Source organism: Cellulosimicrobium sp. TH-20, assembly GCF_002105775.1.
GTDB classification, from domain to species: Bacteria; Actinomycetota; Actinomycetes; order Actinomycetales; family Cellulomonadaceae; genus Cellulosimicrobium; species Cellulosimicrobium funkei.
Genome location: NZ_CP020857.1, coordinates 2156921 through 2171011, shown reverse-complemented (window position 1 = coordinate 2171011; position 14091 = coordinate 2156921). Strand labels below are relative to the sequence as shown.

The 14091-nt window shown below is 74.2% G+C and carries 11 protein-coding genes; 5 read left to right on the top strand and 6 right to left on the bottom strand.

Annotation, left to right across the window (positions count from 1 at the left end; all coding sequences use genetic code 11):
* The first annotated feature begins 36 nt into the window (after positions 1–36).
* Together B8281_RS09575 and B8281_RS09565 are read left to right on the top strand one after the other, a co-directional pair.
* Positions 37–702 carry a ThuA domain-containing protein gene (locus tag B8281_RS09575; protein WP_021483712.1) on the top strand — a complete coding sequence of 222 codons (666 nt, stop codon included), beginning with the start codon at positions 37–39 and terminating at the stop codon, positions 700–702.
* A gap of 192 nt (positions 703–894) precedes the next feature.
* Complete coding sequence (locus tag B8281_RS09565) at positions 895–1611, top strand: dihydrodipicolinate synthase family protein (protein ID WP_085387589.1); 717 nt, start codon at positions 895–897, stop codon at positions 1609–1611.
* A 4-nt stretch (positions 1612–1615) separates the two neighbouring features.
* Here B8281_RS09565 and B8281_RS09560 read toward each other — a convergent pair whose 3' ends face one another.
* From B8281_RS09560 to B8281_RS09550, 3 genes are all read right to left on the bottom strand, one after another.
* Positions 1616–2722, bottom strand: coding sequence for a hypothetical protein (locus tag B8281_RS09560; protein ID WP_085951337.1), 1107 nt, complete (start codon positions 2720–2722; stop codon positions 1616–1618).
* A 34-nt stretch (positions 2723–2756) separates the two neighbouring features.
* Positions 2757–5204, bottom strand: a complete 2448-nt coding sequence (gene ligA / locus B8281_RS09555) for an NAD-dependent DNA ligase LigA (protein WP_085387588.1) — start codon at positions 5202–5204, stop codon at positions 2757–2759.
* Positions 5205–5265: 61 nt separating this feature from the next.
* Positions 5266–5847 (bottom strand): M15 family metallopeptidase, encoded by a 582-nt coding sequence (locus tag B8281_RS09550; RefSeq protein ID WP_081896044.1) that lies wholly within the window; start codon positions 5845–5847, stop codon positions 5266–5268.
* A 195-nt stretch (positions 5848–6042) separates the two neighbouring features.
* On the opposite strand from B8281_RS09550, the gene B8281_RS09545 reads away from it, so the two are divergent.
* Positions 6043–7266, top strand: a complete 1224-nt coding sequence (locus tag B8281_RS09545; protein WP_085387587.1) for a sensor histidine kinase — start codon at positions 6043–6045, stop codon at positions 7264–7266.
* Positions 7263–7988, top strand: a complete 726-nt coding sequence (locus B8281_RS09540) for a response regulator transcription factor (RefSeq protein ID WP_031315413.1) — start codon at positions 7263–7265, stop codon at positions 7986–7988. Before B8281_RS09545 ends, B8281_RS09540 begins: the two co-directional genes overlap by 4 nt.
* A gap of 7 nt (positions 7989–7995) precedes the next feature.
* On the opposite strand, the gene B8281_RS09535 is transcribed toward B8281_RS09540, so the two are convergent.
* The 3 genes from B8281_RS09535 to adhE all read right to left on the bottom strand — a co-directional run bounded on the left by B8281_RS09535 (position 7996) and on the right by adhE (position 11632).
* Entirely contained in the window at positions 7996–8385 is a 390-nt protein-coding gene (locus B8281_RS09535; protein WP_128957449.1) for a hypothetical protein, read from the bottom strand.
* 64 nt (positions 8386–8449) lie between these two features.
* Positions 8450–8671 (bottom strand): helix-turn-helix domain-containing protein, encoded by a 222-nt coding sequence (locus tag B8281_RS09530; RefSeq protein WP_031315411.1) that lies wholly within the window; start codon positions 8669–8671, stop codon positions 8450–8452.
* A gap of 216 nt (positions 8672–8887) precedes the next feature.
* Positions 8888–11632, bottom strand: coding sequence for a bifunctional acetaldehyde-CoA/alcohol dehydrogenase (gene adhE, locus B8281_RS09525; RefSeq protein ID WP_085387585.1), 2745 nt, complete (start codon positions 11630–11632; stop codon positions 8888–8890).
* 206 nt (positions 11633–11838) lie between these two features.
* On the opposite strand from adhE, the gene B8281_RS09520 reads away from it, so the two are divergent.
* Positions 11839–14061 (top strand): prolyl oligopeptidase family protein, encoded by a 2223-nt coding sequence (locus tag B8281_RS09520; RefSeq protein ID WP_043656201.1) that lies wholly within the window; start codon positions 11839–11841, stop codon positions 14059–14061.
* Positions 14062–14091 lie beyond the last annotated feature (30 nt).

Sequence of the window (14091 nt, the reverse complement as noted above, 5' to 3'; positions counted from 1 at the left end):
GGGCGCGACGAGTGTGACGAAGCACGAGGAGGAGTCATGACCGAGCGGAACCGTCGAGCGCTCGTGGTCCGGGGCGGGTGGCCCGGGCACGCACCCGAGGAGGCCGCCGAGCTGTTCATCCCGTTCCTCGAGGCGTCCGGCTACGACGTGACGCTCGAGGGGTCGCTCGAGGCGTACGCCGACGAGGAGTTCATGACGAGCCTCGACCTCGTCGTGCAGTGCTGGACGATGGGCGAGATCCTCCCGGACGAGATGCGCGGCCTGCGCACGGCCATCGCGAACGGCACCGGGTTCGCGGGCTGGCACGGCGGCATCGTCGACTCGTTCCGGCTCGCCACCGACTACCTGCAGATGGTGGGCGGGCAGTTCGCCGCCCACGCGCACGACCTCGTGGACCACACGATCGAGATCGTGCCCGAGCGCGGGGACCACCCGATCGTCGCGGGGATCGACTCGATCGCGCTGCACTCGGAGCAGTACTGGGTGCTCGCCGACTCGTACAACGACGTCCTCGCGACCACGACGATCCTCCCGCGCGACGGCGACCCGTGGCACGAGCCCGTCGTCTCCCCCGCCGTGTGGACGCGACGCTGGGGCGCCGGACGCATCTTCGTGTGCGCGGCGGGGCACCAGCTCGCCGACCTCGAGGTGCCTCCGATCCGCACGATCGTCGAGCGCGGCATCCTCTGGGCGAGCCGCTGAGCCCGCGCGCATGACCGCCTTCCGCGGCCTGCTCGCCTACCCGATCACGCCCCTCACCGACGACGACGCCCCCGACCTCGACGCTCTCGGCCGCCTGGTCCGGGACGCCGCCGGTGCCGGGGTCGACGGCGTCGTGGTGCTCGCGTCGTCGGGCGCCGGGTCACGTTCGACCCGGACGAGCGCGACGCCGTCGTGCGGGCGGCCGTGTCCGCGGGGTCGACGGGCGCCACGGCCGTGCCCGTCCACGTCGCGGTGAGCGGCGCGTCGACGCGCGAGGTCCTCGCACGAGCCCGTGCTGCGCGCGACGCGGGCGCCGACGGGCTCGTGCTCGCGCCGTTCTCCTACCTCCCGCTCGACGAGGCGGAGGTCGTGGCGCTGTTCGAGGCGATCGCGGCGGACGTCGACCTGCCGGTGTGCTTCTACAACCGCAGCGTCCAGACCGCGTACGACCTCTCGCCGGGCGCCCTGGCGCACCTCGCCCGCACGACGACCGTGGTCGCGGTCAAGGACGCGGCGTCGACGCCCGCGCGACCGGGAGGGCGGGTCGCCGAGCTGCGGGCCGCGACCGACAGCCTCGGCGTGAGCGTCGGGCTGAGCGGCGACGTCCCTCTCGTGCGCGGCGCCGAGCCGGCCGACGCCTGGCACACCGGGCTCGCCGCGCTCGTCCCCGCGGAGTACGTCGCGCTCCGCCGCACCCGCACCGCGGGCACGGTGCCCGATGCGCGGGTCGCCCGCTGGCTGCACGACCTGACCGCCGTGCTCGCCGACCTGCGCCCGGTGAGCGGGTTCCACGCCCTCGCCACCCTGCTCGGCGTACCGACCGCTCCCCCGCGCGGGCCGTCGCTCCCCGTCCCGCCCGACGGCGTCGCGCGGCTGCGCGAGGTCGTCGGGCGGCGGCCCCGGGGCTGAGCCGTCAGACCGCCGCGAGCACCGCGGCGTGCAGGTCGAGCAGGCCGGTGGTGCGCTCGCTCGGGCCGCGGCCGAAGCCGCACTCCGTCGCGACGCCGACCGGGCGGTCGCCGAGCACCGACGCCGCCGCGGCGAGCCGACGGCGTGCGCCCTCGACACCGTCCTCGTGGTGCAGGAGCCCGAGGTAGAGCTCGGTCGCCGGGTCCAGGCGCAGGTCCGCCAGCGGCGCGACGTACGCGACGTCGTCGCGCGCGATAGGGACCGGCAGGTGGACCCACTGGACCGGCCGGTCGAGGTGCTCCACGAGGGCGTTCGCGACGCGGACGAGGTTCGCGGTGTCCGTCGGCTCGACGAAGTGCTTCTCCGCGACGTCGCCGTAGCAGAGGTGGAACCCCAGCTCGGCCCCGGCGGGGACGTGCCGGGCGAACGCCGCCGCCCGGCGCGCGCAGCCGACGACGACGTCCTCGTCTCCCCCGGCCTCGGCGTCGAACCACGCGCGCGCGGCCCCGCCGCCGAGGTTCGCGCCCTCGACGAACGCGAACTCGGTCGCGAGGTCGACCTGGACCGCGAGGTCCTCCGCGGGGATCGCGGCGCTGATCGCCGCGAGCTCGCGGACGAGCGCGGCCTCGTACGCCGGGTGCACCGCCGCGCGGTCCTGGGGCGCGACGAACGCCGTCACCGGCGCGAGCGGCGAGGGCAGGCACACCTGGAAGCGGGCCCCGGCCGGCAGGGCGCCCTCCTCGCGCAGCGCGACGAAGTCGGCGTACGAGGCGAGGGCCGCGTCGGCGTAGCCGAGCGGGCCGAACCGCAGGTCGGCCGCGTCGACGGAGCCGTCGAGGACGTGCGGGCGCACGTCGAACCCTGCGACGACGACCGGGTCCACCGGGACGCGCGCGAGTCCGTCGACGGCGGAGAACCGCTCACCCTGGAAGAGGATCCAGTGGAACCGCTCGCCGACCTCCCCGTCGGGGACGCGGCGCACGTGGTCGCCGAGGTGCTCCCCCACCGCACGGAAGGTCTCGCGCGCGGTCGGCAGGTTCACGGAGCCCACGAGGTGGGCGCCGCGCAGGGTCGGGAGGGTACGGGACGGGGCGGTGGTGGCGTCGAGCACCGGAGCATCGTAGGCGCCCGGCCCGACGCGCGGCTCAGCCGTCCGCGCCGGGCTCTGCCCCGCCGTCCGTGGCCGGGGCATCGCCCGCGTCGTCCGACGCCGGGCCCGCACCGAGGCGGTCGGCCACGGCGTCGGGCCCTCCGGCGAGGAGCGCGACGAAGCCCTCCTCGTCGAGGATCGGCAGCCCGAGGTCGCGCGCCTTGGTCTCCTTGGAGCCGGCGCTCGCCCCGACGACGACGTAGTCCGTCTTCTTCGAGACCGACCCGGACGCCTTGCCGCCCGCCGCGATGACGGCCTCCTTGGCGCCGTCGCGGCTGAACCCCTCGAGCGACCCCGTCACGACGACCGTCAGCCCGGCGAGCGGACCGGTCGGCTCCTGGCGCGCGCCGGGGCCGGGGTGGTCGGGGATCTCGAAGCGCACCCCGGCCGCCCGCCAGCGGTCGACGATCTCGACGTGCCAGCCGACGGTGAACCACTCGACGACCTGGTCGGCGATCACGGGCCCGACGCCCTCGACCGCGGCGAGCTCGTCGCGCGTCGCCGCCCGGATCGCGTCGAGCGAGCCGAACCAGTCCGCGAGGGCACGCGCCGCGACCGGGCCCACGTGCCGGATGTTCAGGCTGACGAGGATGCGCCAGAGGTCCTTCGTCTTCGCGAGCTCGAGCTCTTCCACGAGCTTCGTCGCGTTGGTCGACGCCTCGAAGAGGGGCTCCCCCGCCTCGATCGCCGCGCGCTCCGCGGCCTTCGACAGCTTGCGCTTCTTCCGGAACGGCCACACGGACTTCACGGTCGCGGTCGAGCCGTCGGGCATCGTGATCTCGGCCGGCTCGCCCGTGCCGTCGTACTCGCGCGGCAGCCCGGTCTCGGAGTCGCGCACGACGACCCGGATCGGGACGAGCTGCTCGACGCTCAGCTCGAACAGCCCGGCCTCCGTGCGCAGCGGCGGCTCGGCCGGCTCGAGCGGCTGCGTGAGCGCGGCCGCCGTCACCTCGCCGAGCACCTCGACGTCGAGGCCCCCGCGCGAACCGATGTGCTCGACGCGGCCGCGCACCTGGGCGGGGCACGACTCGGCGTTGGGGCAGCGCAGGTCGACGTCGCCCTCCTTCATGGGGCGCAGCGGCGTGCCGCACTCCGGGCAGTCCGCGGGCATGACGAAGTCCTCGCGCGGGTAGCCGTCGTCCGCGAGCGCCGCGACCGGGCCCAGGATCTCGGGGATGACGTCGCCCGCCTTGCGCAGCACCACCATGTCGCCGATGCGCACGCCCTTCGCGCGGACGACGTCCTGGTTGTGCAGTGTCGCCTGGCGCACCGTGCTGCCCGCGACCTTGACCGGCTCCATGACGGCGTACGGGGTCGCGCGGCCCGTGCGCCCGACGCCGACCTGGATCGCGAGGAGGCGCGTGTTGACCTCCTCGGGCGGGTACTTGTAGGCGATGGCCCACCGGGGCGCGCGGCTCGTGGCGCCGAGCCGCCGCTGGAGCGCGAGCTCGTCGACCTTGACGACGATCCCGTCGAGCTCGTGCTCGATGTCGTGCCGGTGCTCGCCGAAGTAGGCGATGCGGTCCATGACCTCGTCGAGCCCGTGCACGACCCGGTTGTGCGGCGACACCGGCACGCCCCACTGCTCGAACAGGGCGTAGGCGTCGGACTGCCGCGCGAGCTCGGCGTGCTCGCCTGCCTCCCACTGGAGCGCACCGACGCCGTGCGCGTACATGCGCAGGTTGCGGCTCGCGGTGACGGCCGGGTCCTTCTGGCGCAGCGACCCGGCCGCGGTGTTGCGCGGGTTCGCGTACGGCGCCTGGCCCGCGGCGACGAGCTTCTCGTTGAGCGCGGCGAAGTCCGCGACGCCCATGAACACCTCGCCGCGGATCTCGATGACGTCGGGGTGCGTCGCGGGGTCGCCGGCGAGGCGCTGCGGGATGCTCGGGATCGTCCGCACGTTGGCGGACACGTCCTCGCCCGTGCGCCCGTCGCCGCGCGTGGCGGCCCGCACCAGACGGCCCTTCTCGTAGAGCAGCGCGATGGCGAGGCCGTCAATCTTGACCTCGCACAGGTAGTCCACCTCGGCGTCCGCGGCCACGCCCAGGTCGCGGTGCACGCGCGCCGCCCACGCGGCGAGGTCCTCGGCGCTGAAGGCGTTGTCGAGCGAGAGCATGGGCTCGAGGTGCTGGACGGTCGCGAAGCCGGCCGCGGCCCGGCCGCCCACGCGCTGCGTGGGCGACTCGGGCGTCTGGAGGGCGGGGTGCGCGGCCTCGAGCGCCTGCAGCTCGTGCATCCGCGCGTCGTACTCCGCGTCGGACGAGACCGGCTGGTCCTCCTCGTAGTAGGCCCGCTGGTCGGCCTCGACCTGGGCGACGAGCTCGGCCCAGCGCCGCTGCGCCGCGGCCTCGTCCAGCTCGGCGGCGGACGACGCCGCGGGCGCGTCCTCGTCCGTCGGGGTCGGGGGGGTCGGCGCTGACGTCGCGGGGGTGCTCTCGCTCACCCGCACATCATCGCGCGGACCGCCCACATCCGCCGCCCCCGGACCGCACCCCGGCGGGCCCTCACCCCCAGCCGTGCGAGGCGTCCTCGTGCATCGGCGGGCACGTCCCGCCCGGCTCCGTCGCGGCCTCGAAGTGCCACATCTCGTTCGCGTACGTGCGGCACAGGCCGAACCGGGGGCCGTGCTCGCCGAGCCACAGTGCGCCGTCGGTCGGCCCGACGTCGATCGCGAGGCCCGCGACGTGCTCCGAGGTCTCGGGCGGGAGCACCCACCGGTGGGCCTCCTCGGGCGACCCGTAGCGCTCGAGCGCCGCCTCGACGAGCTGCTCCTGCTCCGCCGCGGTGCGCCACCCCGAGGTGAGCGTCAGCTCGACCCCTTCGGCGTCTGCGGCGGCCCGCGCCTCGTCGAAGCGGCGTTCGAGCTCGGGGTCCAGCCCGGTCGCGGTCTGGGGGCGCAGGGTGGGCGACGGGTCGGCGACGGCGTCGCCGTCGTGCGTCGTCACGGTGAGGTACGTGAGCGCGCCCGCCGCGCCGAGCGCGCCGACGGCGAGGACGCCGAGCACGGTGCGGGCGACGCGCCGCGGGCCGCGCGGGCCCGGGACGTGGCGGGCGGGCGGCGTGGGGCGCAGGGGTGTCGTGGTCATGGGACGAGGCTCGCCCGCGGCGACCTCGCGCCACATCGACCCGACGGCGACTCCTCGACCCCGCCGTGCGGTGCAGCCGGACGGGGAGCGTCCGCCCCCGGCCCGACGTCGTTCCGCCCTGGGGCGGAGGCGGCACGGTCCGGGTTCCCTCCCGGGGCGGTGCCGCGCACGACCCGCCCCGGCTACCGTTGACGCGTGCCCCAGCCGACCCGCCTGCCCGTGTGGGCGCAGGACCTCGCGACCGCGCTCGTCGCGGGCGCCGTGTGGTTCACCGTGGTCATGGTCATGGAGCGCGGCGACTACTGGTACCCGCGCTTCCCCGACTCGTACCGGGTCGCCGGGCTGGGGATCGTGCTCGCGCTCGCGCTGCGGCGCGTCGCGCCCGGCCCGCTGTTCTGGGGCACCGTCACGCTCTACCCGCTCGCGATCCCCTGGATCATGCAGACCCCGTTCGAGCTCGTGCCGCTCATGATCGCGGCCTTCGCGGCGACCCGGTCCGGGGCGGTGCCGCCGGTCCTGGCGACGGTCGGCGCCGGCCTCGCGGCGTTCGCGCTGCAGCTCGCGGGGCGCCCGGGCCTCGTCCTGCCTCCCCGGCCCTTCTTCGTCGAGGAGCTCTGGGTCGCGAACTCCCCCTCCGACGTCGTCCTCGCGCTCGCCCTCGTGCTCGTCGCGGTCGCCGCCGGGTACTTCTTCCGCCGCCTCGCCCTCACGTCCGAGAGCCTGCGCGAGCGCAACGCGGAGCTCCAGGAGCTCCAGGCCGAGCTCGCGGAGCGCGCCGTGCTCGCCGAGCGCACGCGGATCGCGCGCGAGCTGCACGACGTCGTCGCGCACCACATGTCGGCGATCGTCGTGCGCGCCCAGGCGGCGGACCGCGTCGCGGCGAACCGCCCGGACGCGCCGGCCGAGGCCGTGCGGTGGATCGCCGACGAGGGCAAGCAGGCGCTCACCGCGATGCGGTCCGTCGTGCAGGTGCTGCGCCGCGGCACCGAGGCCGACGGCGGCACCGCGGCCCTCGCCCCGACGCCCGACGGCGACCGGGCCGCGGACGAGCTACGCGCGGCCGCCCGCCGCCTGCGCGACGCCGGGCGCGCCGTCGACCTCACGCTCCCCGACCCGTGGCCCGCGACGAGCGCCGAGTCCGGCCTCGCCGTCGTCCGCATCGCCCAGGAGGCCCTGACCAACGTGCTGCTGCACTCCCTCGCCCACGACGTGACCGTGACGCTGACCGACCGTGCGGGCGACCTGCGCCTGCGCGTCCACGACCCCGGGCCGCCGCTGCCGAGCACCGACGGGCGGCAGGGGCACGGCCTGACCTCCATGCGCGAGCGCGCGCTCGCAGCCGGGGGCGCGCTGTCCGCCGGGCCGGACGGGCGCGGCGGCTGGACGGTCGAGGCGCGAGTCCCCCGGGCGGCGGCGTGAGCGCCCCCGGCACGGGCACGACGCCGGTCCGCGTCGTCGTCGTGGACGACCAGGCGACCATCCGGCTGGGCCTGCGCATGATCCTCGACAACGAGCCGGACGTCACGGTCGTCGGCGAGGCCGGGGACGGGGAGACGGCGGTCGCCATGGCGCGCGCCCTGCGCCCCGACGTCCTGCTCATGGACGTGCGCATGCCCCGGCTGGACGGCATCGAGGCGACCGCGCGCATCGTGGCCGACCCCGAGCTCGCGGCGGTGCGCACGCTCGTCCTCACGACGTTCGACGACGACGAGTACGTGTACGGCGCGCTGCGGGCGGGCGCCGCGGGGTTCCTCCTCAAGGACGCGGACCCGCAGTCGCTCGTCGACGCCGTGCACCGCGTCCACGCCGGCGACTCCCTGCTCGACCCGGCGGTCACGGGTCGCATCATCTCGACCTACGTCGAGCTCGCCCGGCAGGCGCCGCTCGCGGCCTCCGACGCCGTCGAGACCGGGTCCGCGGTCACCGGCCTCGACGCGGCGACCCCGCGCGAGCGCGAGGTCCTCCTCGCGGTCGCGCGCGGCCTGTCGAACCGCGAGATCGGGGCGGAGCTGCACCTCACCGAGGCGACCGTGAAGAGCCACGTGCGGTCGCTGCTCACCAAGGTCGGGCTGACGAACCGGGTGCAGCTCGTGATCCTCGCGTACGAGGCCGGGTTCGTGCGGCCGGGCGGCACGGCCTGAGCCCTGCTCACGCCTCCGGGGGCAGGCCCTCGACCGCGCGCCCGAACGCCTCGACGATGCGCCACATGTCGCCGAGCAGCACCTCGAGGCGCTGCTCGAACCCGTCGCCCACGTAGACCCACGTGTCGTGCGACCCGTCCCTGCGGTGGAGCGACACCACGAGCTCCGACGCCGACCGCTCGTCCCGGTGCACGCCGTCCGGCGACGCGTGCGCCGCGAGGGTCGTGGCGGGCACCGTGAGCTCCGGGCCGAGGTGCTTGCGGTCGTGCGGGTGGTCGCCCTCCTCGTGGACGGCCACGCACCACGGCGGGCAGTCGTCCACCTGCCAGGACGGCCTCCCGAGCGGCGAAGCCCACACTGCTGATCCCCCTGTCGTGCTGTCGAGCACGTCGGTCATGCCGATCACCTCCCCGGCGACGGGACCATGATGCCGGGGGCGTCCGACACGCCGGACCGCGCCGTTACGAAGGCGGTGGACGGAGGAGCGAGACGGGGTCGACGTCGAGCCGCTCGGCGAGCTTCTCGACCGAGCGAAGGGTCAGGTTGCGCTCCCCGCGCTCGACCCCGCCCATGTAGGTCCGGTGGACGCCGAGGAACTCGGCGAAGTCCTCCTGGCTCATCCCGCGGCCGACCCGGAGGGTCCGCAGGTTCTCACCCAGCGCGCGCTGCAGATCTCCTTGCACGCGTGCAACCGTCACCCAGCGCTACTCCTCGGTCTACAGACTTATCGGTATCACCCCGTTCTCGAACGACCCCCTCCCCCCGCTCCGCGAGGGGCGCCCGCGCGACGCGTGCTACTCATAGATAGCACACTGAGAGCCCTCCCGTCACACGACGGAGCCCGACGGCGGAAGGGGACTCGCGCCGTCGGGCTCCGGGTTTCGTGGGGCCGGGAAGGGTCAGCCGGCCGCCACGCTCCCGGCAGGCGGGGTCGCCGCCTGCCCGTCCTCGGTGCTCGCACCCTCGTGGGCCGCGAGACGCTCTGCCCGCACGACCTCGCGGCTGCTGCCGCGGTAGGCCGCGACGAGGATGTCGCGCATGTCCTCCAGGACCGGCATCCGCGGGTTCGCCGGGGCGCACTGGTCCTCGAACGACCGGAGCGCGAGGTCGTCCAGGCGGCTCATGAACGCCCGCTCGTCGACGCCCTGCGCGGCGAACGTCGCCTCGATGCCCACCTTGGCGCGCAGCTCCTCGACCGCCCTCGCGTACGACTCGACGCCCTCCTCCGGGGTGGAGGCCGGCAGCCCGAGGTGCTTCGCGATCTCCTGGAACCGCTCCGGGGCCACGTAGCGCTCGTACTTGGGCCAGCTCGTGAGCTTCGTGGGCACCTGGCCGTTGTAGCGGATCACGTGCGACAGGAGCACCGCGTTGGTGCGCCCGTGCACGAGGTGGAAGGTCGAGCCCACGGTGTGCGCCATGGCGTGCACGATGCCGAGCATCGCCGAGCCGAACGCCATGCCCGCGATGGTCGCCGCGTTGTGCATCTTCTCGCGGGCCTTCGGGGCCGCCGCGCCCTGCGTGACCGAGTCCTCGATGTGCTCGAAGACCATCTTGATCGCCTGCAGGCACAGCCCGTCGGTGAAGTCGTTCGCGTAGACGGAGACGAACGCCTCGGTCGCGTGCGTGAGGGCGTCGAAGCCCGAGTCGGCCGCGAGCTTCGCGGGCATGGTGTCCGTGAGCACGGGGTCGACGATGGCGACGGTCGGGGTGAGCGCGTAGTCCGCGAGCGGGTACTTGAAGCCCGTCTCCGGGTCGGTGATGACCGCGAACGGCGTCACCTCCGCGCCGGTGCCCGACGACGTCGGGATGCACACGAGCTTCGCCCTGCCCCCGAGCTCGGGGAACTTGTAGGCGCGCTTGCGCACGTCGAAGAACTTCTCCCGCATGTCGGAGAACTCGATCTCCGGGTGCTCGTACCGCAGCCACATGACCTTGGCGGCGTCCATCGGCGACCCGCCGCCGATCGCGATGATCGTGTCGGGCTCGAAGTCGCGCATCGACTCGGCGCCGCGGTTCACGGTGCCGACGCTCGGCTCCGGCTCGACCGCGTCGATGATCTGGATCGCGACCTTCTCCTCGCGGCGGGCGAGGACGTCGAGCACGCGGTCGACGACGCCGATGCGGCTCATGACCTTGTCGGTGACGATCGTGACGCGGTGCACGTCGCGCATCTGCGCGAGGTACTGGATCGAGTTCGGCTCGAAGTACGTCTTGGCCGGCACCTTGAACCACTGCATGTTGTTGTTGCGCCGCCCGATCCGCTTGACGTTGATGAGGTTGACCGCCGACACGTTGTTCGACACCGAGTTCGCGCCGTAGCTGCCGCAGCCGAGCGTGAGCGACGGGAGCAGCGCGTTGTAGATGTCGCCGATGCCGCCGAGCGACGTCGGGCTGTTCCACAGCACGCGCACGGCCTTCACGCGCGACCCGTACCGCTCGACGAGCGCCTCGTCGGACGTGTGGATCGCGGCCGAGTGGCCCAGGCCGTCGAGCTCGACCATGCGCTCCGCGAGGCGGACGCCGTGCTCGGTGTCGCGGGCCCGCAGGACGGCCAGGACGGGCGTGAGCTTCTCGCGGCTCAGGGGCTCGTCGGGGCCGACGTCGTCGATCTCCGCGAGGATGATCGACGTGTCGTCGGGGACCTCGAACCCGGCCTCGCGCGCGATCCACACCGGCGACTTGCCCACGACCTTCGGGTTGAGCTTCGCCCCGGCGCAGTTCGTGCCGTTCGCCTCGACCCCGAAGATGAGGCGCTCGAGCATCGCCTTCTCGGCGGGCGTCACCCGGTAGGCGTGCAGGCGGGCGAGCTCGCGCATCGCGTCGTCGTAGATCACGTCGTCGAGGATGAGCGCCTGCTCCGAGGCGCACACCATGCCGTTGTCGAACGCCTTCGACATGACCACGTCGTTGATCGCGCGGCCGAGGTCGGCGCTCTTCTCGACGTAGGCGGGGACGTTGCCGGCCCCGACGCCGAGCGCCGGCTTGCCGGCCGAGTAGGCCGCGCGGACCATGCCGTTGCCGCCCGTGGCGAGGATGAGCGCGACGCCGGGGTGGTGCATGAGCGTGCTGGTCGCCTCGATCGACGGGTGCTCGACCCACTGGATGCAGTCGTCGGGCGCGCCGGCCGCGACCGCGGCGTCGCGCACGATGCGGGCCGCCTCGACCGACGAGCGCTGCGCGCTCGGGTGGAACGCGAACACCACGGGGTTGCGCGTCTTGAGCGCGATGAGCGACTTGAAGATCGTGGTCGACGTCGGGTTCGTCACCGGCGTCACGGCGCACACGACGCCGACGGGCTCGGCGATCTCGACGACGCCCGTGAGCTCGTCGCGCCCGATGATGCCGACCGTCTTCAGGTTCGCCATCGAGTTGGGCACGTGCTCGCACGCGAAGATGTTCTTGGTCGCCTTGTCCTCGAAGACGCCGCGCCCGGTCTCGGCGACGGCCATCTGCGCGAGGTGGCCGTGCTGGTGCAGGCCGGCGACGGACGCCTTGAGGACGATCCGGTCGACGTCCTCCTGCGTGAGGCTCATGTACTGGTCGAGCGCCTTGCGGGCCCGCTCGACGAGGACGTCGATCTCGTGCGTCGTGCGGGTGTCCTCGGTGCGGTTCTCGACCTTCGTGCTGGCGCTCTTCGCGCTCATGCGTCCCCTCCGGTGCCCGACCTCGCCGGGCGTCGGCCGCGGGTGTGCCGGGGCCGGGATGCCCCGGCTCCTTCGGCGGTCTCTCTACTTGTGAAGGTTTTCACAAGCCGCGCGTCCCCACAAGGGTCCGGCCCCGATGCGGGCCAAAGGTCCCCGCCTCCTCGTGACCTCCGCACCGCGGCCAGCGCGCCGTAGGGTGGGTGACCATGACCGCCGAGCAGACGACGAGCCCCTCGCCCGCGACCGAGAGCCGCGCCGCGACCGACCGACCGGACGGCACCCCCCACGACCCGTACCTCTGGCTCGAGGACGTCGAGGGCGACGAGGCGCTGGCCTGGGTCCGCGCCCGCAACGCCGAGGTCGCCGACACGCTCGAGACCGCCGACGAGTTCGCCGCGACCGAGCGTGCGATCCGCGAGGTGCTCGACTCCGACGCGAAGATCCCCGAGGTCTCGAAGATCGGCGACCGGTACTACAACTTCTGGCGCGACGCGCAGCACGAGCGCGGCGTCTGGCGGCGCACGACGCTCGAGTCCTACCGCACCGACGACCCGGAGTGGGAGACCGTCCTCGACCTCGACGCGCTCGCCGCGGCCGAGGGCGAGTCGTGGGTCTGGCACGGCGCGAGCGTCCTGCGCCCGACGCCGGAGCAGCTCGCCGCGGGCGAGCCCTGGCGGCACGCGCTCGTCGAGCTCTCCCCCGGCGGCTCCGACGCCGACGTCACGCGCGAGTTCGACCTCGTGGAGAAGCTGTTCGTCGCGCCGCAGGACGGCGGCTTCCACCGCGCCGAGGCCAAGGGCTCGCTCGGCTGGATCGACGCCGACACCGTGTACGTCTTCACCGACTTCGGCGAGGGCACGCTCACGCCGTCCGGGTACCCGCGCGTGGTCAAGCGCTGGACGCGCGGCACCCCGCTCGACGCCGCGGTGACCGTCTACGAGGGCACCGACGAGGACATGTACATCTCCGCCTGGCGCTCGCACACGCCCGGGTTCGAGCGCGACTTCGTGCACCGCTCCAAGGCGTTCTACTCCGACGAGCTCTACCTCGCCGAGCGCACCGGCACGCCCGAGCAGCGCCTGACGAAGATCGACGTGCCCGACTCCGCCGAGGTCGGCGTGCGGCGCGAGTGGCTGCTCGTCGAGCTGCGCGACGACTGGACGGTCGGCGGCGCGACGTACCGCGCCGGGTCGCTCCTCGCGGCCCGGTTCGACGACTTCCTCGCGGGCGACCGCGGCTTCACCGTGCTCTTCGAGCCGACGGCGACGACGTCGCTCGCCGGCGCCACGTGGACGCGCCACCACCTCGTCGTCAACGTGCTCGACGACGTGAAGAACCGGCTGCACGTGCTGACGCCGCCGGACGCCGCCGCGCCCGGGGGCGCCGTCGGGCAGGAGGCCGCGGACGCGCCGTGGGTGCGCTCGGAGATCCCGGGCCTGCCCGCGCTGGGCACGGTCGCCGTCGGGGCGGTCGACCCCGTCGACACCGACGACCTCTGGCTCGTCACGACCGACTACCTCACGCCGACGACGCTCTCGCTCCTGTCGCTCGGCGAGCACCCGGGCGACGCGGGCGCGCCCGAGGTCGTCAAGTCCAACCCCGCGTTCTTCGACGCCGACGGCATGACGGTCGCGCAGCACTTCGCCACGTCCGACGACGGCACCCGCGTGCCGTACTTCGTCGTGGGCCGCGCGGACCTCGTCGCGGGGGCGGGCGAGGGCGGCAGCGGAACCGGTACCGCGCCCACGCTCCTGTACGGGTACGGCGGCTTCGAGATCTCGCTCACGCCCGCCTACTCCGGCGCGCTCGGCCGCGCGTGGCTGTCGCAGGGCGGCGTCTACGTCGTCGCGAACATCCGCGGCGGCGGCGAGTACGGGCCCGCGTGGCACCAGGCCGCGCTCAAGGCGAACCGGCACCGCGCCTACGAGGACTTCGCCGCCGTCGCGCGCGACCTCGTCGCCCGCGGGATCACCACGCCCGAGCACCTGGGGATGGAGGGCCGCTCCAACGGCGGCCTGCTCGCCGGCAACATGCTCACGCAGTACCCCGAGCTGTTCGGCGCCGTCATCGTCGGCGTGCCGCTGCTCGACATGCGCCGCTACACGAAGCTCCTCGCGGGGGCGTCGTGGGCCGCGGAGTACGGCGACCCGGACGACCCCGAGCAGTGGGAGTTCATCCGCACGTTCTCGCCGTACCACCTGTTCGACGCCGAGCGCGAGTACCCGCCCGTGCTGTTCACGACGTCGACGAAGGACGACCGCGTCCACCCGGGCCACGCGCGCAAGCTCGCCGCGAAGATGCTCGGCGAGGGCAAGGACGTCACGTACTACGAGAACATCGAGGGCGGCCACGGCGGCGCCGCGAACAACGCCCAGGCCGCGCACATGGCCGCGGTGCACTACCGCTTCCTCGCCGAGCGCCTCGGCTGACCGGGCGCTCCCGCCGGGCCGAGCAGGTGG

Excerpts from the sequence above, each read along its gene's own strand:
- B8281_RS09575 (WP_021483712.1), top strand. The coding sequence starts at position 37 with ATGACCGAGCGGAACCGTCGAGCGCTCGTGGTCCGGGGCGGGTGGCCC.
- B8281_RS09550 (WP_081896044.1), bottom strand. The coding sequence starts at position 5,847 with ATGACCACGACACCCCTGCGCCCCACGCCGCCCGCCCGCCACGTCCCG.
- B8281_RS09535 (WP_128957449.1), bottom strand. The coding sequence starts at position 8,385 with ATGACCGACGTGCTCGACAGCACGACAGGGGGATCAGCAGTGTGGGCT.
- adhE (WP_085387585.1), bottom strand. The coding sequence starts at position 11,632 with ATGAGCGCGAAGAGCGCCAGCACGAAGGTCGAGAACCGCACCGAGGAC.
- B8281_RS09520 (WP_043656201.1), top strand. The coding sequence starts at position 11,839 with ATGACCGCCGAGCAGACGACGAGCCCCTCGCCCGCGACCGAGAGCCGC.